The sequence below is a fragment of the Actinoplanes siamensis genome, from assembly GCF_016862395.1.
GTDB classification, from domain to species: Bacteria; Actinomycetota; Actinomycetes; order Mycobacteriales; family Micromonosporaceae; genus Actinoplanes; species Actinoplanes siamensis.
Genome location: NZ_BOMW01000082.1, coordinates 1 through 19,493, shown reverse-complemented (window position 1 = coordinate 19,493; position 19,493 = coordinate 1). Strand labels below are relative to the sequence as shown.

Sequence of the window (19,493 nt, the reverse complement as noted above, 5' to 3'; positions counted from 1 at the left end):
TGGGATCGCGTTCTTGTCCCGTAAGGAGAAAGCATGTTCGAGGAAGGCGTTCGCCGCCGGACGCGGGAAGGCGGGACGGTAGCCATGGAGATCGATGAGATGGTCACCGACCGGGCCGGCTACGCCGCCGTGCCGGGGCCGATCCGCGAGGACCGGCTCGTGGCGGTCCGGGCGGGCGTACCCGATCTGATCAACGTCGATCTGTGCGGTGAGCCCGCCGCCGTCGAGCGCGCCGCCGTCTGGATGGTGAACCGGATCGGCCGGCCGCTGCCGGCCTCCGGCGTGGAACACGCGCTGGTCCGGATCAACAGTGATCGTGCCGTGTGGTTTCACCGGTACGACGCGGCACGGCCGCAGAACGAGCAGCCGGAGGCTGTTGTCCGGCAGATCGTCGAGCAGCTCGGTGCCGGTGAGCCGGCCTCCCGGGCCGGGGACGCGGAGATCGCCGGCCTTGTCGCCGTGGCATCGGTCGTGCACGCCCGGCGCTGCCAAGAGTCCGACGACGTCGATGCGGGAGGTCCGGTCCGGGTTCCGCTCGACGCGACGGTCGGTGCGCTTGTCGCGCTCGTCACCGCCGCCGGGGCCGACGGGTGGCATCGCCTGCCGGTCACGGCCGGCGAACGGGATCGGATCGGCCACATCCTGCCGCAGCTGGGCGAGCCGGACCTACGGGTGAACGACATCGACATCCTGCCGCCGCAGGAACGCCGGGCGCTGCTGGTGGACCGCAACGACACGGCACGCCCGGTGCCGGCCAGGACATTCCCCGACGTCTTCGCGGCGCGCGCGGCCGCTGCCCCGGAGTTGCCGGCGATCCTCCACGACGGCGGCTCGATCTCATACGGCGAGCTGAACGCCCGGGTGAACCGGCTCACCCGGGTGCTCATCGATCGCGGCGTGGGGCCGGAGGACGTGGTGGCCCTGATCCTGCCGCGCGACCCCTCCTGGGTAACCGCGGCCCTGGCGGTGATGAACGCCGGCGCCGCGTACCTGCCGATCGAGTCGGACAATCCGGCCGAGCGGATCCGGCACATCCTCGACGACGCCCGCCCGGCGCTGCTCATCAGCGTGCGCGATCTCGAGTCATGCACCGAAGGGTCGGCCGTCCCGGACCTGCCCCGGCTGATCCTGGACGACGAACCGGTGCGCGAGATGCTGGCGAGGCAGCCGACGACCGAGGTCACCGACGCGGACAGGCGCACCGCGCTGCGACCCGCCCACCCGGCCTACGTCATCTACACCTCCGGCTCCACCGGGCTGCCGAAAGGCGCGATGGTCACCCACACCGGGGTGTCGAGCCTGCTCGCGACGCTCACCGAACGTACCGGGGTCGGCCCGGGCGACCGTGTTCTCCAGTTTGTGTCCCCGAGCGTCGATGTGGCGTTCATGGATCTCACAGGCGGCTTGCTCTCCGGGGCGGCACTGGTCATCGCGACGACCGAGCAGCTGCGGCTCGGGTCCGCGCTGGCGCAGACGGTGGCCCGCTTCGGGGTCACCGCCGCCACGTTGCCGTCGCCGGTGCTGACCGCGATGACGGGCGAGCGGATGGATTCCATCCAGAAGATAATGTCCGGCGGCGAGGCCTGGACCGGTGAGGTCGCCGCGTACTGGTCGCCGGGGCGTCTGCTGATCAACGCGTACGGCCCGACCGAGGCCACCGTCATCGTGACGCTCAGCGATCCGGTGTCGGGCGACGCGGCGCCGCCGATCGGCCGTCCCACCGCCAACACCACGGCGTACGTGCTGGACGAGCGTCTGCGGCCGGTGCCGGTCGGCGTGCCCGGCGAACTGTATGTCGCCGGACCCGCGCTGGGTCGCGGCTATCTGGGCAAGGCGACACTCACGGCCGAGCGGTTTGTCGCGAATCCGTTCGGCGGTGCCTGCTCTCGGATGTACCGGACCGGTGACATAGTCCAGTGGCTGGACGACGGCCAGGTGCGTTACCTGGGCCGCGCCGACGACCAGGTGAAGATCCGTGGCCATCGGGTGGAGCTCGGCGAGATTCAGCACACCCTCGCCCGCCATCCGGGGGTGTCCCGCTCGGTCGTTGTCACTCGGCGCGATGCGCTGGGCTCCAACCAACTGGTCGCGTACCTCGTGCCGGCCGATCCGGCGGATGAGCCGGACGTGGCCGCGGTGCGCGCCTTCCTCGGCCGCACCCTGCCGGACCACATGATCCCCGCGGTGTACGTATTCGTCCCATCGTTCCCGCTGAACACCGCGGGCAAGATTGACCGGGCCGCGCTACCTGAACCGCCGGACAGCCGGGGGCCGGCCGCGTCCACCGGCTCGATGACGGCAGGCGTCCGGGCGATGGTGCGGATCTGGTCCGAGGTGCTGGGACTGCCCGGTCTCACGCCGGACGACGACTTCTTCGACGTCGGCGGCCACTCGCTGTTCGCCACACGGCTGGTTACCCGGATCCGCGACGACCTCGGCGTATCCCTGGATCTCCGGGCGGTCTTCGAGCACCGCACCCCCGCGCGGCTTGCTACCGCGATCGACGGCCTCGCCCGGTCCGCGGCGGTGATCCCGCGTCGCACCAGCACCGATCTGCAGGCCTCGTTCGCGCAGCGCCGCCTCTGGTTCCTCGACCAGATGCTGACTGACAAGACCGTCTACAACGTGCAGGGCATCTGGCGGATCGACGGCCCGATCGAGGCCGACCAGCTGCGGCGCGCCCTCGCGGCGGTCTGGTCGCGCCACGAGCCGCTGCACACCCGGTTCGCCGAGGCGCAGGGCGCACCGGTGCCGGTGGTGATGCCGATCGACGTGCCGCTACCCGAGCTGAGCGCCGACGGTGAGGCGGCGGCCGAGGCGGTGGCGTTGGGTCTCGCACGGGAGCACAGCCAGGCCGAGTACGACCTGGCGACCGGGCCGCTGACCCGGTCCTGGCTGGTCCGGGCGGCACCCGATAAGCACTTCCTGGTGATCGGCTTCCACCACATCGTCGTGGACAGCTGGTCGATCGACGTGCTCTGGCGCGAGCTGACCACGGAGTACGAGTCACAGCGACCGGGGGAGCGGCCGCTGCCGGCGATCGGCCACGGCGACTACGCCGCATGGCAGAGCTCCTGGCTGTCCAGCGCCGAAGCGGCGAATCAGTGGGACTACTGGGCGGGACAGCTGCGGGACGTGCCGGCGGCGCTGGAGCTGCCCACCGATCGGCCGCGGCCGCGACGGCTGAGCGGACGCGGCGCGCACGTGCCGGTGCGTCTGAGCCCCGAGGTCACCGCCGATCTTCGCGAGCTCGCCCGAGCCGAGGGTGCGTCGCTGTTCATGGTGCTGCTGGCGGCGTTCGGTGTCGTGCTGTCGCGGCAGGCACGCACCCGCGACGTGGTGGTCGGGGTGCCGTCCGCGGGCCGGAACCGTCCCTGTCTGGACCAGCTGATCGGGTTTTTCATCAACGCGCTGCCGGTGCGGCTGCGCTGGTCGGGCGACCCTGCCTTCACCGACTTGCTCGCCGACGTGCGGCGTACTGCGCTCGACGCGTATGCCAACGACGAGATCCCGTTCGAATCGCTGGTGGAACGGCTGGTCACGGACCGCGACTCGAGCCGGGAACCGCTCTTCCAGGTGTGGATGGACCTGGAGGCGCCGCAGCGGTTGTCCGCGCCGGCCGGCACCGCGGTCACCACGGTTCCGGCGCTCATCCCGGACAGCAGGTTCGAAATCGAGCTATTGCTGCAGGAACACCCTGACACGATCACCGGCACGCTGGGCTACAGCACCGACCTGTTCGCCCCGGAAAGCATGCGGAGTCTGGTGGCGCAGCTGGTGACCACGCTGGAGGCGGTGGCTGCCGAGCCTCGGCGGCGGCTCGGGAGCCTCCCCATCGTCGACCCTTCGACCCGTCGGATGTTGCTCTCCGACTGGAACGGCCGGCCCGGGGAAGTCGCCGCGGGCTCGCTGCTGCGCCGTTTCCAGGAGCAGGTGGAACGTACGCCCGACGCGGTGGCCGTGGCCGCCGCCGATGCGACGCTGACATATCGGCAGCTCGCCGAGCGGACGGATCGACTGGCGCACGTCCTGATCGAGGAGGGCGTCGGCCGGGGGACCGTGGTGGGCGCGCGGCTCGCGCCCAGCGCCGCGGCGGTGGCCATGCTGGTGGCGGTTCTCAAGGCCGGTGGCGTGTACCTGCCGTTGGACATCAGCCAGCCGGACCGGCGTCTGGCTGAAATGGCGCGGACCGCCGGCGCCCGGCTGTTGATCGCCGAGAAGGAGGACTCCGGTGCCGGGGTTCCCACGCTCCGCCTCGACGACCTGAACAGCCGCGCGGCAACGGCGCCGGCGCGACCTTCCGGCTTCGACCCGGCCGGCACCGATCTCATGTACATCGTGTTCACCTCCGGCTCGACCGGGCGGCCGAAGGGGATCACGCTGCCTTGGGCGACCGCGGACAACATGGTTACCTGGCAGCTGACGCAGTCGGCCGGACTGCGCAGTTGCCTGCAGTTCACCTCGTTGGGCTTCGATGTCTCGCTCCAGGAGATCTTCGTGACCCTCCTGAGCGGTGCCCGGCTCGTCGTGGTCGCCGCCGAGGATCGGCACGACCCGGATCGGCTTCTGGACCTCCTCGCCTCCCAGCGGGTCGAGCGCATGTACCTGTCACCCGGTCTGCTCTACCAGCTCGCCACCGCCTGGAGCGTGCGGCGGGACCGGCCGTCCCTGGCATTGCGCCGGCTGCACGTCGGCGGCGAACCGCTGCGGATCACCGAGGACGTACGCAGGTTGCTGACGAAGCTGCCCGGCGTGGTGATGGAGAACCAGTACGGTCCGTCGGAGACTCACCACGTCAGCACGGAGGCGTTGACCGGGCCACCGGCCGGTTGGCCGGAGTCGCCGGTGATCGGCCGGCCGATCGCCGGGGTGGCCGGGTACGTGCTCGACGACAACCTGCGGCTGGTCCGGCCCGGTACCGTGGGGGAGCTGTACGTGGCGGGCCGCGGGGTGGGCCGGGGGTATGCCGGCGCGCCGGGCCTCACCGCCGAACGGTTCGTGGCCGATCCGTTCGGTCCGCCGGGCACCCGGATGTATCGGACCGGCGACCAGGTGCGGTGGACAGCCGATGGCGAGTTGGTCTTCCTGGGCCGGGTGGACCAGCAGATCAAGATCAGGGGCTACCGGATCGAGCCGTCCGAGATCGAGGCTGCCCTGGTCGCGCACCCGGCCGTACGGGACGCGGTGGTCCAGGCGTATCGGGACGGCGACGAGCCCTGGCGCCTGGTGGCATATCTGGTCGCGGCCGACGGCGCCTCGATACCGGCACCCTCGCAGTTGCGGGCCTTCGCCGCCGAGCGGCTGCCCGACTACATGCTGCCTGCGGCGTACGTCGAACTGCCGGTCTTGCCGTTGAACAGCAACGGCAAGGTCGACCGTGCCGCGCTGGTGCGCCCGCAGTTGTCGAGCCACAGTGCGGGCCAGCCCTACGAGGCGCCCACCAGTCCTGCCGAAAAGGCGCTCGCCGAGATCTGGGCAGAAATTCTGCGCCTGGACCGAGTGGGTGTGGAAGACAATTTCTTCGAGCTCGGCGGACATTCCCTGCTGGCCACCCAGATCATTTCTCGGGTGCGGGAGTGTTTCGATGTGGCGCTTCCGGTGCGGGCGATTTTCGACAGCCCCACGATTCGAGGGATCGCGCTCGCCGTGGAGGACGCGATCCGGGACGAGATCGCCGCCCTCAGCGAGGAGGAAGTGCGGGAACTGGGGGCGGCGCCGCGATGATGTCAGGAGGTCTGGTCCTTGCCGCGCCGTGCGGCACGGAGCAGTAGCAGGGCCAGACTTCCACCGTCGTCGCCGAGGGCGTCGCGGTAACGAGCGACAGTGGCATACTCGGTGGCCAGTGAGATCCGGGTGCCGCCACCAGCCACGCGCAGGTCGTCCAGAGTGCGGGAAATGGCAGTGCGCCGGCGCCACAGCTGGGCGATCTCGTCGTCCAGCTCTTCGACGCTGCGCCGCAGCCGGTCGATGGAGTCGTGTTGGATACGGTCGGTCAGGTTGTCCACGGGAACGGACCGTACCGCCGGGACGGACTCGGTGACTCGTCTCGGACACCGGTGCCGATTGATTTTCTGTCTAGCCGGCGAGACGTTCTCCGGAGGCAGTTACGTGGTCGCTGCCTACCTATACTGAGTTCATTGCGTGCGGCACTGAAAGCTGGATTTTCGAATGCCCTGATCTGCGCCGCTGTCTTCTTGTAAATCGCCTGAGAAATGTGGTGGGAGAATGGTGCTGTCCAGGCCTGAGTTGCGCGGGACACTGGGGGCGGTGTCATCCACGCACCACCTCGCCTCGGCGACCGGGATGGCGGTCATCGAGCGTGGTGGCAATGCCTTCGACGCCGCGGTAGCCGGCGCCTTCGTATTGCAGGTGGTCGAACCGCACTTCAACGGCCCGGGTGGGGACGCCTCCATCCTCGCCCACTCGGCCTCGACCGGTGTCACACGGTCGATCTGCGGGCAAGGCTCGATGCCGGCGGGTGCGGACATCGCGCGGATGCGGACTCTGGGACTGGTCCAGATGCCCGGCTCCGGCCTGCTGTCGGCCACCGTGCCGGGAGCGTTCGGCGCGCTGCTCGCGCTGCTCAGCGAGTTCGGCACGATGCGCCTGAGTGAGGTGCTCTCGTACGCCGTCGGCTATGCCCGCCACGGTTACCCGCTGCTGCCGGCGGTCGCCAATGCCGTCGCCGTCCTCGCGCCGTTGTTCCGCACGGAGTGGCTCGGCTCCGGTCAGGTGTATCTCCGGAACGGCCGGGTGCCGGCGGCCGGGTCACGGTTCACCAATCCGATTCTCGCCGACACCTATGAGCACATCATCCGTGAGGCCGAGGCAGTCACCGCGGACCGGGACGGGCAGATCGAGGCGGCACACCGGATCTTCTACCAAGGCTTCGTCGCGGAGGCCATCGACCGGTTCGTCACCACGCCGGCCGTCGACTCGACTGGCCGGCGGCACAGCGGCTTCCTCACCGGTGAGGATCTGGCTCGATGGCAGCCGCTGGTCGAGGACGCCCTGACGGCCGACTATCGCGGGCAGCGCGTGTACAAGCCGGGCCCGTGGTCGCAGGGGCCGGTCTTCCTGCAGCAGCTGGCCCTGCTAGAAGGGTTCGACCTGGCCGGGATGGGGTTCGGGTCGGCGGAGTTCATCCATACCGTGGTGGAGTGCGCCAACCTGGCCTTCGCCGATCGAGAGGCATGGTACGGCGATCCGGAGCACTCCGACGTGCCCATGGCCACGCTGCTCAGCGCCGAGTACAACCGGGAACGGCGACGGCTGGTCGGCAAGGAGGCGGCGCGGCTGCTGCGCCCCGGTTCCCCGGACGGCCGTACACCGTGGACGCCCGAGATCGTGGTCCCCTCGATTGATCCGGCGGCGAATGAGTGGCTGACCCAGCTGGGTGACGGCCTGCCGACGGTAGTGCAAGCTACCGCAGCCCGAGGCGACACCTGTTTCCTCTCAGCCACCGACCGGGCCGGCAACGTCGCGGCGGTGACCCCCAGCGGCGGCTGGCTGAAGAGCTCCCCCACGATGCCGGAGCTGGGCTTCGCCCTCGGCACCCGGGGCCAGACCATGTGGCTGGCCGAGGGACACCCGAACTCGTTGGCCCCGGGCCGTCGTCCGCGTACCACGCTGAGTCCCACCATCGTGCTGGGCGACGACGGCCGTCGCCTCGGCTTCGGTACTCCCGGGGGCGACCGGCAGGACCAGTGGACGCTGCAGTTCTTCCTGGCCGTTACCGAGTTCGGCCTGGACACCCAGGCCGCCACCGAGGCCCTCGCCTTCCAATCGGATGCCCCACCGTCGTCGTTCACGCCGCGTGAGTCCCGGGAAGGCGGCCTCACCGTCGAGTCGAGCGCGGACGCGGCCGTCATCGACGAACTCCGGCTGCGTGGTCACGACGTCGTGCTGGCGCCGCCGCTGTCCCAGGGCAAGGTCTGCGCGACCGGTGCCGACGAGACGGGGTTCGTCCTCGCCGCAGCCAGTCCGCGCGGCCGACAGGCCTACGCCGCCGCCCGTTGACCATTCCGCCATCAGACCGGCGCCCGACAAAGATGGGATGACGCAGAGTTGTCAGCCGAAACGAGAACACCGGAGCGCATCGAACCGCGGCCGCTGGTGGGTGCCCTCCATCACGTCGCCGTGCAGACCAGCGACATCGACAGTGCCATCGCCTGGTACACCGACTTCTTCGGTTGTGTGGCCCGATGGTCCATGGAGAGTGGATTCTCCCCGCAGAGCTGTGAGCGGCTGCCGGGGCTCGCACGGGTCGTCGAGATGGCCTCCGGTGACATGCGGTTCCATCTGTTCACCCGGGGTCCCGGACACGATCCGGCTGATCTGGACAGCAATCAGTTCCAGCACGTCTGCATCCGGGTGGACTCACCGGAGGAGTTGAGCCGCTGGCGTGACAAGTACATGGAGCTGTACAACTCTGGCCGGTACGTCTTCCGCCGCCCGGAGCCGGCCGGTGAGATCGACATCGATGCCGACGGCATGCAGAGCTTCTACGCGTACGACGTCAACGGTCTCGAGATCGAGATGAGCTACATGCCGGGCGGCGACGATGGCAGCCGTTGACCTCGACGCCGTCGTCTCGGTGCTGCCGGCGAGCGCATCCTGGGAGTTCGGCGGCCATCCGTACGGGCTGGAGCCGCTCGCGCTACCACCGAAGTGGCTGCCCCGCACGCCACCCGCGGATGCCGAGCTGATCAATGCCGTGCACCAGCGGCTGGCTGCGGGTGTGGAGACCACCGGGCTTACGCCGGTCGGGGATGTCGAGATCGACCGGGTGTTCTGGTTCCGGTGGATCACCGGCCATCAGGCGTCGTTCCTGATGTGGCAGATGCTGTCGGCCGTGCTTGACGAGATCACGAGCGCGGACGTCGATCAGGAGGAACTGGCCGATCAGGCTCGGCTGCTGGTCCGTGGGTTCAGCCTGATGCTGCTGTACACCAGCTCCCCGCCGCGCGAGATCTACCAGCGGGTGATCCGACTTCCGATGGCACGGCAGCATCCTAATCTCAGCGGGTCGTGGGCCGTCGATTACACCTCGATGCGTCAGCTGGTCCGTGGCAAGATCGAGCTCGGTACCGGCCCGGCGGCCGCCGCGCTGCGCGACGAGTGCCGCCTGTACGAGCAGGTGCATGACGGCATCGCTTTCAAGGTGCTGCCCGCCGGAGGCAGCCTCCTGCAGGAGGCGAACGCGGGCTCCGGGCCGTGGCGGATGCGCCGTCGCAGCCTCACCTGGCTGTACGACAGCATCTTTTTGACCACGCGGATGGCCGTCTCCGCCGACATCGTGACCCGGCAGCTGGTCCGCCGTCTGCACGCCATCGTGCTGGACCTGTCTACCGGCGGACTGCTCCCTTGGTACGCCCCCAGTGCTGAGGATAATCCGCCGGCGCTGCGTAGTCCCGAAGTCGCCGCCCTGGCCAAATCCGCGATCTCGGACCTGCTTCGGATCATTCGGCTCGCAGGATCGGGCGTCCCTGTCCCGGCCGGTGCCCGGTGACCACCCCGCTTTCCCGCTGGAAGGAATTCTCATCGATGACCGTGGACCTGAACCTTTCTTCGGATGCTCGTTACTGCGCGGATACGTTCAACGGCGCCGTCGCCGCCGCAGCACTGAGCGCGGCCTGGGAGATCGGACTGCTGGACGAGCTGGACGAATCCGGGCTGGTGGATTTGTCGCAGTTTGCCGAGCGTCGGGGTGTCCACCTGCCGACCCTGCACTCCATCGTCCTCGCTCTCACCGGCCGCCGGATCGCCACGCTCGACGCGGAGCGCCGGATCGCCCGGCCGGGAATGGGCTTCGCCGAGGCGTTCCGGACCCGCGGCTTCTTCTACTGGCTCACGCAGGGCTGTGGCGAGCTCTTCACCGACCTGCCTCGCCTGTCGAGTGAGAAGGTGCGGGCCGAACACGGACTGCAGCGCGACTCCGCGGCGATCAGCCGGGCCTGCCGCAGCATCGCGCGCAACTTCTTCGATCCGCCGCTGGCCGAGCTGCTCGCCGGCATCGAGTTCACCTCGTTAGCCGATCTCGGCTGCGGCAGCGGCGACCGGGTGATCTCCATCGTCGACGGGCATCCGGGCAGCCGCGGGATCGGGATCGACATCGCCCAGGGTGCCCTCGAGGTGGCCGCCGAAGCGGTGGCCGACGCCGGGCTCGAGGATCGGATCACGCTGCTGCGCGACGACGTCCTGAACCTCACGCCGAACGAGAAGTTCGCCGAGGTCGATCTATTGACCAGTTTCCTGATGGGACACGACTTCTGGCCGCTGGAGAACTGCCGCCGGACGCTACGGCAGCTCCGCGAGGCCTTCCCGAATGCCAAGGGTTTGCTCCTCGGTGACACCTGCCGGTCCACGGACGTCGCCGAGGGCGAGTACCCGCTCTTCACGCTGGGGTTCGAGCTGGTGCACTCGACCATGGGACAGTTCCTGCCGACCCTGCAGGAGTGGGAGACCGCGCTCGATGGCAGCGGATGGCGATGCCACGAGCGGCGGCTCATCGATCTGCCCGCCTTCAGCTTCATCTACCACCTCGTTCCGGCCTGACGCCGGCTGACCGGAGGACAACCATGACTGTTCAAGACGGCACGCTGGATCAGCCGACGCCGGTGGTGCTGCGGGATCTGCCGGTATTCAAGAACGTCGGCGGCCACTTCGAGCCGACGCCGTTCTTCCTGACCGGTGACATGCTCGGTGGCCTCAAGTTCGAGGTGGCCGGTGGGGAGATCAGCGACAAGGTCGGCAAGCCGGTCGCCGCGCCGCACACCCACACCGTTCCGGAGGTCTATCTGCTGCTGGCCAAGGAGCCGGGCGGGGCGATCATCGACGTGTACACCGATGACGTGCACCACGAACTGGTGGCGCCCGCGGCCATGCTGATCCCGGCCGGCACCGTGCATCACTTCGTCACCCGCAAGGCTGAGCCGGGCAGCTTCTGCTTGGGACTGCTGCTCACGGACGGTGACCCGGACGCGGTCTGAGAACCGCCACCGGACCGCGAGCAGATCTCCGCCGGTGACCGCCGTCAGGGGTTCTCCGCATAACGGAGAACCCCTGACGGCGTTCAGAGCCGGACGGCGTCCGCCTCGATCTCGACCAACAGATCATCCCGGGCCAGGCCGGCGACCTCGACTATGGTGCTGGCCGGCCGGATCGTCCCGAAGAACTCGTTGTGCACCGCGCCGATCCTCTCCCAGGCTGTGACATCGGTGGTGAAGACACGGGTGCGCACCACATCCGTCAGCGAAGCGCCGACCTCGCCCAGCGCGTCCTCGATACGCCGCAGACACTCACGGGCCTGGGCGGCCATGTCCGGGCCACCCACCGGTCCTTCCGGCCCGGCGGCCGTGCATCCGGCGACGGCGATCCACGGACCCACCCGTACCGCCCGGGAGTATCCGAAGATCTCCTCGAACCGGCTGCCGCCGGACACCAACTGGCGTTCTTCCATTGCTGCTCCCTTTCTCAACACTGCTTTCCGGTTTGTCGTCCCGCCGGCGAGACGGCAAACCGGACACATCTTTTTGCTACTTGTCGCGGAGCGCCGGCAGCGCCTCGGCGACGCGGAACGGAATCTCCGGATCTCCGGCGAAAATGCCGGACTCGCGGGGCCAGTGAAACGCCAGGTCGGTTATCCCCAGGTTCGCGTATTCCTCGGTGAATTCTACGAAGGACTCGGTTGATGCCAATGCGTGTGCGGAGAGATCGGTCATCACGAAGACGCGGCGCAGCTCTCCGGGATCCCTTCCTACCCGGTCGCACGCCGCCTCCAGACCCGCCATCTGAGCGCCGACCACGGCGGCCAGCGCGGCCGGCTGGTAGGCGGTGGAGAGTTCGGGTGGTCCGAGGGTCACCCAGATGTCACCGAAGCGGGCGGCCAGCTCTTGCCCTCGAGGGGCGGTTGCCGCGATTGCCAGCGGGATGGACGGGCCTGGCGTGTTGACGGGCACGTTCCGGGCCTGGTTAACGGTGTAGAAGGCGCCGTCGTGGTCGACCAGCGGTTCAGTCAGCAGGCGATCGAGGAGCTGAACGAATTCGGCGAAGCGCCGGGTCCGGGCGGTCCGCGCCAGCGGCTCAGAGCTCAGTACCTGGGCGTCGCCCGCACTCACCGACCCGGCGCCGACCCCGAGCACGAAGCGGCCGCCGGACAGATCGTCGATCGTGAGCGCGTCGCGGGCGAGCAGAACCGGGTGCCGGAAATTGGGCGAGGTCACCAAGGTGCCCAATTCGATTCGTTCGGTGACACTCGCGGCGGCCGCTAGGGTCGGAAAGGCGGAGAGCCAGGGTCGGTCAATGAGCGGGCCCCAGGAGAGATGGTCGTAGGTCCAAGCTGAATCGAATCCGAGTTGATCCGCCGTACGCCAGTTATTTTTCGACTCCTGCCATCCCCGATCGGGCAGAATGATTACGCCGACGCGCACGGTCGTATTCCTTTCGCTGAAATGGGTTTGAGCATGACCAGCCTAGAATCGCTTCAGTTCCAGAAACGTATGATCGAGTCCCCGATTGGTGAGGCGGACCGTGCCGCGCTGGTGGCGGGCGGAGAGTTCGGTCAGGTCTTCACCGAGCACATGGTCACCGTGCGGTGGAACGAGCAGCGTGGATGGCACGACGGCCTGGTGGAACCGTTCGGACCGTTGCGGTTGTCACCGGCGGCGGCGGTCTTCCACTACGGGCAGGAGATCTTCGAAGGTATGAAGGCCTTCCGTGCGGCGGACGGCGGGATCAACCTGTTCCGGGTCGAGCGGAACGCCGAGCGTTTCGCCGCGTCGGCCCGCCGACTGGCGATGGCCGAAGTGCCGGCCGAGCTGTTCCGGCGAGCGGTCGAGGAACTCGTCAGCAGTGACGCGGCCTGGGTGGCTGACCACCCGGAGGGCACGCTGTACCTACGTCCGTTTCAGATCGCCACGGAGCCGACACTCGGCATGCAACCCGCCGCCGCGTACCTGTTCGGCGTGATCGCCTCGCCGGTCGTGGTGAACCGTCGCGAGGCCCCGCCGATGCGGATCCTGATCAGTGATGACCACGTCCGGGCGGTACGTGGGGGTACTGGTGACGTCAAATGCGGTGGCAATTACGCGGCCAGTATGCCGGCGTTGGGCCGGGCGGCCGAGGTCGGTTGTGACCAGGTCCTGTTCCTGGACGCGGCCGAGCGCCGGTTCGTTGAGGAACTCGGCGGCATGAACGTGTTCGTGGTCTACGACAACGGCAGCGTGTGCACCCCACCCCTGACCGGCACGATCCTACCTGGAGTCACCCGGGATTCGATCATGCGACTGGCCGCGGATCGTGGGGCGCGCCTGGTGGAGCGACCCATCGAGATCGACGAACTGCAGGAGGCGGCCCGTGCTGGCCGAGTGACCGAGATGTTCGCCTGCGGGACGGTCGCGGTCGTCCGGGGGATCGGATCTTTGCACGGCCGGCACGGCGAGGTGGTGATCGGTGATGGCGGGACGGGAGACTTGACCGCGCGGTTGCGCCAGGAGTTGCTGGACATCCAGCACGGCCGGACACCGGACCGGCACGGCTGGATCTCCGGAATCAGCGACGCACGATCGAGGCGTTCCGAGGTGTTGGAGGTCGCCGGCTGAGGCCGGCGCCCGGCCGGTCAGAAGTGGCACATGTGACCGGCCGGGTGACGAGGCGGTGGCGTCAGTGGTCGAGCGCTACCGTGGCGTTGTCGAGAGCCTCGGTGATCCACTCGATGAGGCTTCGATTGTTGCGCCGTGCCGCCTCTTCCCAGCGGGTGATGTGCTCCTGCCTGAGACGGAGGCTGACCCGGAGTTCGGTGGGCTTTATCGGAGTGTCGGAGGACGACTCGCTGTCCCTGATCTGCTTGCGCAACTCGTTCTTCGACCAACCGAATTTCTCGGCGAGTCCGAACCAGTGATCTTGAATGTGAGGTGGCAAGGCGGCGACTTCCACGTGGTGCTGGAAGGTGAGGCGGGCTCGCCGGCGAGCCGGCTCGAATCGACGGGCGATCCAGGCGTAGTTGCGCAGGGTCTGGTAGTTGAGGGCCGTTCCCTTGATGGCTCGCCGGTAGCGGTCCTTGTATTGCTCCTGGCCGAATACCAGCCAATCGCCGATCCACCAGGACGACGAATCGGAGACGGATAGCAAATGGTCCCCGATGGAGGACCATGATTCGATTGGCAGGTCGTTCGGGAGTGCCAGCGTCGTGCGAGTCATGCTGGCCTGAAGTAATTGCCCGATAGAGGGATTGGCTGCGTCTGCAGAAGCGGAGATGGATGAAACTGCTCGACTTTGAATACCGGATTCAAGTCGGTTTAATCCCCGTGTGCGGTGCATGGTGGAGCCCTCCAGGAATTGCCGTCTAGAGTATTGGTTGTGGTGCGCCAGCCTCTTGAATATCTGTGTCTCCGGAGCTTGCCGCGCAGTGCGGACATGCCGGAAAGCGAGGCCGCTGCTCGAAGGGCCGTGCCCGGAGGGCGAGATCTGTGTGATGAACGGGGCCTTTGTGGGCCCGGCTGATGGGCATGCATCCCCCGTTTGGTCACATGTCATTGCCTGATGTGCCGTCTAGAGTAGACCGGATGGAGGATGTCGTCAACAGAATTTCTCTATCCCCGTAGCATCCCGCCGCGGGTTGATCACTGTCAGTATGCAAAAGCCCCTACGATTGTTGTTCAAGCATTGTTTGACATGCCAAAAGAGCTTCCGGGGCGCGATTGCCCTCCGTGTTCTTGGCTCGCACAATTCGATGAGTGGCGATACCTTCCGGGGCGTTGAGCGGAGCCGCAACGTGCGCCCGGCTGGGCGGCTCAGCACATCCGGGCACGTGTTCGCCGGGTGTGACGCGCACTGCGTGCGGGCGATCTCACATCTTCGCCTATCGGCGATGCGGAGATGTGGTAAGGGTGGTGCGGCGCTCGCCGCGCCTCACCAACGAGCCGATAAACGCCACGAGGTGACCGGCCGAAATCACCGATCACCTTGTGGTACAGCTGCTCTACTATGCGGCTTCCATGGCACGTGCCAGGCTCGCCGGCCGCATATCGGTCCATTTCTGCTCGACGTAGTCCAGGCAGGCCTGGCGGCGGTCCGGTCCGAACCTCGCCGTCCATCCGGCGGGCACCTCGGCGAAGTCGGGCCACAGGGAATGCTGGTTCTCGTCGTTGACAAGAACCACGTAGTCGGCGTCGTCGCGCTCGAATGGATTGGTCATCGCTCAGCTCCGTTTTGAGTTGTCTTGATAAGGGTGCTATCCGTTAATTCGGGGCGGTGCGGGAACCGGACTTCGGCACGGTTCGTCCTTTCCTCCGAGATTACTGGAAAGGGGGCGGCGCAGTCGGCCCGTACCGTCGGAACAGCCGTGCTCGCTGCCGGCGGAGGTGTCTCGCCGGCGATACATTCGCGGCGGAACCAGTGAGCTCAGGGGTGGTCATGAGAAGCATTTCCGCGACTTTTCCGTGTTAGAGTTCGTGGGCTGTGCCGCCCGCCACAGCTAATGCCGTACTGTCTTTGTGGACTCGAGTATTGCGAACGTGAGTCAGGCGCCCGAAAAAGGAGGAATGATCGCCGTGGCGCTCTCCAGCACCGCCGGACGAACCCCGTTCGACTGGGAATTCGGCGGCTACCCCTACGGTTTGATGCCGCTCATCCTACCTAAGCCCGGCCTGCGGTGGCTCGACGGAGATCTGACCGAGGTGCTGCGCCAGAGTGCCAAGTTGAGCGCCGACGCCGGGGCGCCGCCGGCCCCGGACCCCCACTCGATCGACCAATTGCTCTGGTTCCGCTGGATCACCGGTAACCAGGCCTCGTCCACGTTCTGGCAGTTGCTCGACGACGAGCTCGCGCTGGTGCTCAGCGACGGGCTGCCAACCGCGGCCCGCAACGCCGCCGCACTGCTCGACGGCTACTCGGCGCTGCTGGTTTACGCCGGCGTGCCGACCCGGGAGGCGTATGCCCGGCTGATTCGCCCGGCGATGGCGTTGCAGCACCGGTCCTTCTCCGGCCGGTGGGCGGTGGACTATGTGCCCGTGATGGCGAAGCTACTTGCCCTGCGGGGCGCCTATCGGGGACGGATGGCGCCCGAGGATATCGCCCGGGTGATCGAGGCCAGCCGGGTTAACCATCGGGTGCATGTGGCCGTAGCGGCGAAGCTGGTGCCCAGTGATGGCTCGCTGCTGCGGGCGAACGACGGGCTGACGCTCAGCAAGTCCACCCCGGAGAATGTGGCTCTGTACGACGCTTTCTACAGCACGGCCCGCGAGGTGACGTCCCGGGAACGGGTTGTGACGCAACTGCTGCTGCGTGTCCGGGCGATCCTCCAGGACCTGCGGGTCAACGGCCTCTATCCGGCCGGCTCGGACAGCGCGCACGAGCGCCCGGCCGGGCTGTGGGATTCGAAGGTGGCCGGTATCGAGGCACGGATCAGCGACGTGTTGGAGGCGGCCGCCCATGCGGCCGTGGCTGCCCTGCGGCAGCCGATCACCGCCTAGACGAGTAAGTCGTAGCTGTTGTCAGTGGTCGTGCGCGATCAGAGACCTGGTCAGGGGCTGTCCTGTAGCGCGGTTGTGCCAGATCGCCTTAGATCATCCTATGCCAATGGAATTCTCGCGGAGGTGGGCTAAACGCGCTGATGACCTCGTCGGCGTTCTGCGCGAATTCCGGGCGAGAGGTGCCGCGAGCGCCGTTTTCGCAGCTCAGGACATAGATGGACTGGGATCACTCAGATCTACGAGGGCACGAACCAGGTGCAGCGGATCGTCATGGCCCGCCAGCTCCTGAAGGACTAAAAGGCGAGTTTTGGCAGGTCAAAGCAGGGTCGACTTTGGATGGTCGGCCCTGTTTTTCGTCTCCGAGACTCGTAGATGTCCGCGATTTACGAGTTCGAGATAGCTATCGATGGGCCGCGTGGGTACGACAGGGCACTCCGGTGCGCCGCGTGAACCATTTTCGCAGCTCAGGGCTGGGGCGCCGACTGTCACCCTGGCTACTTTGCGTGTGGGTGCCGGGACGATGTGAAGTCCACTACGGATACTTTCGGTTAGCATCGTGGGTAAATCCTGGGCCAATTCATCGCTTTATTTAACTGGCGCGATGGATTGGCCTATGTCGGATTGTCCCGCGAGCCGTCGCTCCGCGTCGCCCGACAAGCCTGTCAGGGGCAGGCTTCGCGAATGACGATGGTGAGGAGTCGGTACATGACGGTAGGAGTTGTCATAATCTTCACTATATGTAATCATTAGGGTGCTTGCTGACTACATCCAGCGGCCGCGGTAACCGTTGATGGCGCAACGTGTGGAGAGTTCCGGTGCCCCGGGCTGCAATCTGTCAGACAGGTCATCCAGCACAGTTCCCGGCGCTGGTTCGCCTCCGGCGAGCGGCGACCATCCTTGAGCGTAAAGAACCAACTCCTAATCCTGCGCTGGTCGCACGGCCCCGATACCGGCGATAGGACCCGCATGGGGTCCCGCCCGCCTGCCGGAGATGCGATGAGAGGAACAGGACTGTGGCGGAGCTGACCGAGTCGGGGCCTGGCGCGCCGCGCGGGTCACGGTACGCAGATCAGCGGCCGTATGTCGTCGTCGAGCAACTCGATGAGCTGACCGGGCCGATCGCGGGTCAGGTCGTGCTCAGCCGACGGCTCGACTGGTCGGGGCGTGCGCGACATGACCTCGACAACCCGCGCCGGCTCGCCAGCATGTACGAGACCGTCCTGCGCGAGGCGACAACTATCGAGGATCTGCAGCTCTGGCTGAACGGGCCGACACTTCGAAGCCTTTGGGGCGGCTTGGTCCTTCCGCCGCAGCTGCGACTCGCCTGGGAGTCGAAGCACCCGGTACTTGCTGAATCCCGCAGGGCCGCTGCGTAGTGCCTCACGAGGCGGACCACTGCACCTCGTGCTTGCCGAGATCGGTCTTCGCGCGGGCGGCCCGTTCGGCTTCGCTTTGGCTGGAGGGCATGCCGTCGCGGCGCACGGCATCATCGACAGGCCCGAGTGAGGACGTCGACCTGTTCGCCGACTGGCAACGACGCGCCGACTTTCCAAACGCTGTGGATGCCGTCATCGCTGCCTTCGAAGGCGAAGGATTCGATGTTGTGGTTGATCTCCGATTGGAGACATTCGCCCGGCTGCACGTCAGTCAGGCCGCGGATCCGGACGAGCAACATCGGGTCGAACTCGTCGCCAACTGGCGCGCTCAACCGCCCGTTGAGATGCAGATCGGTCCGGTCCTGCACCCCGACGACGTGATGGCAGGCAAGACGGATGCCCTGTACAACCGAGCCGCCGCGCGGGACTTCATCGACATCGACGCCGCTATAACTTGTGGCCGATATACGGCGGAGCAGCTATGCATCCTGGCGGCAGAGGCCGACGCCGGATTCGACCGGCAGCTCTTCGCGCAGATGCTCGGCGCGAACAGCCGCTTCGACGATCAGGGCTTTCATCGACTACGGGCTCGAACCCGACCAGGTCGCGGCGATGCGCGAACGGTTCCGGACCTGGCAGGCCGAACTGTCAAGCCCCGGGTTTGATGGAGAGTTGGTTAGCTGGTTTTCAGGGGTGCGGTGACTGGCTGGGTCATCGCGTGTAGTTCCTCGTGTTCGGCGGGTGGGACATGGCCGAGTTCGCCGTGCAGACGCCGGTTGTTGTACCAGTCGATGTACTCGACGGTGGCCATCTCCAGGTCATCGAGTCCGCGCCAGGGTCCCTTGTTCCGGACGAGTTCGGCCTTGTACAGGGAGTTGAACGCCTCGGCCATGGCGTTGTCGAACGAGTCACCCTTGGAACCGACCGAGGCGACGGCACCGGCGTCGGCGAGTCGCTGGGTGTAGCGCAGTGCTCGATATTGGACGCCCCGGGTCGGAATGATGGATCAGTTTGCGCAGGTCAGCACCTTGGTTCTGACGGCGCCAGATGGCCATCTTGAGCGCGTCGAGGGCCAAATCGGTGTAGAGGCTGGTCGACACCTGCCAGCCGACGATCATGCGGGAGTGCACGTCGAGGACGAACGCGGCGTATACCCAGCCCACGCTGGTGCGCACGTAGGTTAGGTCGGCGACCCACAGCTGGTTCGGACCCTCCGCGGTGAAGTCACGTTTGACTAGGTCACGGGGCCGGTCGGTCTCGGCGGCCGGGCGGGTGGTCCGTGGTGACTTGTCACGTAGCAGTCCCCGCAGCCCGGCGGCGCGCATCAGCCGTTCGACCGTGCACCGGGCCACCTCGATGCCCTGACGGCGCAGTTCCTTCCAAATCTTGCGGGCCCCGTAGACGCCGTAGTTCTCGGCGTGGATCTGCATGATCATCACGGTCAGTTCGGCGTCGCGCTGCGAGCGGGCGCTGACGGGGCGGGTCTTGGCGGCGTAGTAGGTCGACGGTGCGATCTGTGCCGGCGTATCTTCAAGAGCCTGCAGGACCGGCTGGACACCGTATTCGGCCTGGTGGGAGTCGACGAAGTCGACTTTCATCGCGACGGACGGTCCAGCTCCGCCGCGAAGAAACTCGCCGCGGACTT

General features: G+C 67.2%; 17 protein-coding genes. 10 read left to right on the top strand and 7 right to left on the bottom strand.

Features of this window, described 5'->3' with window-relative positions; all coding sequences use genetic code 11:
* Positions 1–33 precede the first annotated feature (33 nt).
* Positions 34–5,724 (top strand): non-ribosomal peptide synthetase, encoded by a 5,691-nt coding sequence (locus Asi03nite_RS34250; protein ID WP_203684665.1) that lies wholly within the window; start codon positions 34–36, stop codon positions 5,722–5,724.
* A 2-nt stretch (positions 5,725–5,726) separates the two neighbouring features.
* On the opposite strand, the gene Asi03nite_RS34245 is transcribed toward Asi03nite_RS34250, so the two are convergent.
* Entirely contained in the window at positions 5,727–6,005 is a 279-nt protein-coding gene (locus Asi03nite_RS34245; protein ID WP_203684664.1) for a chorismate mutase family protein, read from the bottom strand.
* A 262-nt stretch (positions 6,006–6,267) separates the two neighbouring features.
* On the opposite strand from Asi03nite_RS34245, the gene Asi03nite_RS34240 reads away from it, so the two are divergent.
* The 5 genes from Asi03nite_RS34240 (at position 6,268) to Asi03nite_RS34220 (ending at position 10,991) form a co-directional block, all read left to right on the top strand.
* Positions 6,268–8,019: a gamma-glutamyltransferase family protein gene (locus Asi03nite_RS34240; RefSeq protein ID WP_239103131.1), complete on the top strand. Its 1,752-nt coding sequence runs from the start codon at positions 6,268–6,270 to the stop codon at positions 8,017–8,019.
* A gap of 96 nt (positions 8,020–8,115) precedes the next feature.
* Positions 8,116–8,577, top strand: a complete 462-nt coding sequence (locus Asi03nite_RS34235; protein ID WP_275409519.1) for a VOC family protein — start codon at positions 8,116–8,118, stop codon at positions 8,575–8,577.
* A gap of 19 nt (positions 8,578–8,596) precedes the next feature.
* Positions 8,597–9,511 (top strand): 3-methyl-L-tyrosine peroxygenase-related protein, encoded by a 915-nt coding sequence (locus Asi03nite_RS34230; protein ID WP_203684661.1) that lies wholly within the window; start codon positions 8,597–8,599, stop codon positions 9,509–9,511.
* 35 nt (positions 9,512–9,546) lie between these two features.
* Positions 9,547–10,557 (top strand): methyltransferase domain-containing protein, encoded by a 1,011-nt coding sequence (locus Asi03nite_RS34225; protein WP_203684660.1) that lies wholly within the window; start codon positions 9,547–9,549, stop codon positions 10,555–10,557.
* A 23-nt stretch (positions 10,558–10,580) separates the two neighbouring features.
* On the top strand, positions 10,581–10,991 hold the full coding sequence (locus Asi03nite_RS34220; RefSeq protein ID WP_203684659.1) for a cupin domain-containing protein: 411 nt from the start codon (positions 10,581–10,583) through the stop codon (positions 10,989–10,991).
* 83 nt (positions 10,992–11,074) lie between these two features.
* On the opposite strand, the gene Asi03nite_RS34215 is transcribed toward Asi03nite_RS34220, so the two are convergent.
* Entirely contained in the window at positions 11,075–11,461 is a 387-nt protein-coding gene (locus tag Asi03nite_RS34215; protein ID WP_203684658.1) for a RidA family protein, read from the bottom strand.
* Positions 11,462–11,537: 76 nt separating this feature from the next.
* Positions 11,538–12,431 carry an LLM class flavin-dependent oxidoreductase gene (locus tag Asi03nite_RS34210; RefSeq protein ID WP_203684657.1) on the bottom strand — a complete coding sequence of 298 codons (894 nt, stop codon included), beginning with the start codon at positions 12,429–12,431 and terminating at the stop codon, positions 11,538–11,540.
* 33 nt (positions 12,432–12,464) lie between these two features.
* On the opposite strand from Asi03nite_RS34210, the gene Asi03nite_RS34205 reads away from it, so the two are divergent.
* Entirely contained in the window at positions 12,465–13,601 is a 1,137-nt protein-coding gene (locus Asi03nite_RS34205; protein ID WP_203684672.1) for a branched-chain amino acid aminotransferase, read from the top strand.
* A gap of 61 nt (positions 13,602–13,662) precedes the next feature.
* Here the strand turns inward: Asi03nite_RS34205 and Asi03nite_RS34200 are convergent, their stop codons facing one another.
* Positions 13,663–14,199 carry an LmbU family transcriptional regulator gene (locus Asi03nite_RS34200; protein WP_203684656.1) on the bottom strand — a complete coding sequence of 179 codons (537 nt, stop codon included), beginning with the start codon at positions 14,197–14,199 and terminating at the stop codon, positions 13,663–13,665.
* Between the two features lie 784 nt (positions 14,200–14,983).
* Complete coding sequence (locus Asi03nite_RS34195) at positions 14,984–15,196, bottom strand: MbtH family protein (RefSeq protein ID WP_203684655.1); 213 nt, start codon at positions 15,194–15,196, stop codon at positions 14,984–14,986.
* 346 nt (positions 15,197–15,542) lie between these two features.
* Here Asi03nite_RS34195 and Asi03nite_RS38270 point away from each other — a divergent pair, with 346 nt between their 5' ends.
* From Asi03nite_RS38270 to Asi03nite_RS34180, 3 genes are all read left to right on the top strand, one after another.
* A complete protein-coding gene (locus tag Asi03nite_RS38270; RefSeq protein ID WP_239103130.1) occupies positions 15,543–16,472 on the top strand; it encodes a 3-methyl-L-tyrosine peroxygenase-related protein in 930 nt (309 codons plus the stop codon).
* A 1,013-nt stretch (positions 16,473–17,485) separates the two neighbouring features.
* On the top strand, positions 17,486–17,848 hold the full coding sequence (locus Asi03nite_RS34185) for a hypothetical protein (protein WP_203684654.1): 363 nt from the start codon (positions 17,486–17,488) through the stop codon (positions 17,846–17,848).
* Between the two features lie 89 nt (positions 17,849–17,937).
* Positions 17,938–18,513: a nucleotidyl transferase AbiEii/AbiGii toxin family protein gene (locus Asi03nite_RS34180; RefSeq protein WP_239103129.1), complete on the top strand. Its 576-nt coding sequence runs from the start codon at positions 17,938–17,940 to the stop codon at positions 18,511–18,513.
* Positions 18,514–18,524: 11 nt separating this feature from the next.
* Here the strand turns inward: Asi03nite_RS34180 and Asi03nite_RS34175 are convergent, their stop codons facing one another.
* Together Asi03nite_RS34175 and Asi03nite_RS34170 are read right to left on the bottom strand one after the other, a co-directional pair.
* Positions 18,525–18,740, bottom strand: a complete 216-nt coding sequence (locus Asi03nite_RS34175; RefSeq protein WP_203684653.1) for an IS3 family transposase — start codon at positions 18,738–18,740, stop codon at positions 18,525–18,527.
* A 16-nt stretch (positions 18,741–18,756) separates the two neighbouring features.
* Positions 18,757–19,493: IS3 family transposase (locus tag Asi03nite_RS34170; protein WP_203684652.1), on the bottom strand; the 737-nt coding region annotated here is incomplete at its 5' end.

Coding starts and splice junctions, on each gene's coding strand:
- Asi03nite_RS38270 (WP_239103130.1), top strand. CDS start 15,543: ATGATCGCCGTGGCGCTCTCCAGCACCGCCGGACGAACCCCGTTCGAC.
- Asi03nite_RS34180 (WP_239103129.1), top strand. CDS start 17,938: ATGCCGTCGCGGCGCACGGCATCATCGACAGGCCCGAGTGAGGACGTC.
- Asi03nite_RS34225 (WP_203684660.1), top strand. CDS start 9,547: ATGACCGTGGACCTGAACCTTTCTTCGGATGCTCGTTACTGCGCGGAT.
- Asi03nite_RS34220 (WP_203684659.1), top strand. CDS start 10,581: ATGACTGTTCAAGACGGCACGCTGGATCAGCCGACGCCGGTGGTGCTG.
- Asi03nite_RS34175 (WP_203684653.1), bottom strand. CDS start 18,740: ATGGCCGAGGCGTTCAACTCCCTGTACAAGGCCGAACTCGTCCGGAAC.
- Asi03nite_RS34215 (WP_203684658.1), bottom strand. CDS start 11,461: ATGGAAGAACGCCAGTTGGTGTCCGGCGGCAGCCGGTTCGAGGAGATC.
- Asi03nite_RS34195 (WP_203684655.1), bottom strand. CDS start 15,196: ATGACCAATCCATTCGAGCGCGACGACGCCGACTACGTGGTTCTTGTC.
- Asi03nite_RS34205 (WP_203684672.1), top strand. CDS start 12,465: ATGACCAGCCTAGAATCGCTTCAGTTCCAGAAACGTATGATCGAGTCC.
- Asi03nite_RS34250 (WP_203684665.1), top strand. CDS start 34: ATGTTCGAGGAAGGCGTTCGCCGCCGGACGCGGGAAGGCGGGACGGTA.
- Asi03nite_RS34200 (WP_203684656.1), bottom strand. CDS start 14,199: ATGACTCGCACGACGCTGGCACTCCCGAACGACCTGCCAATCGAATCA.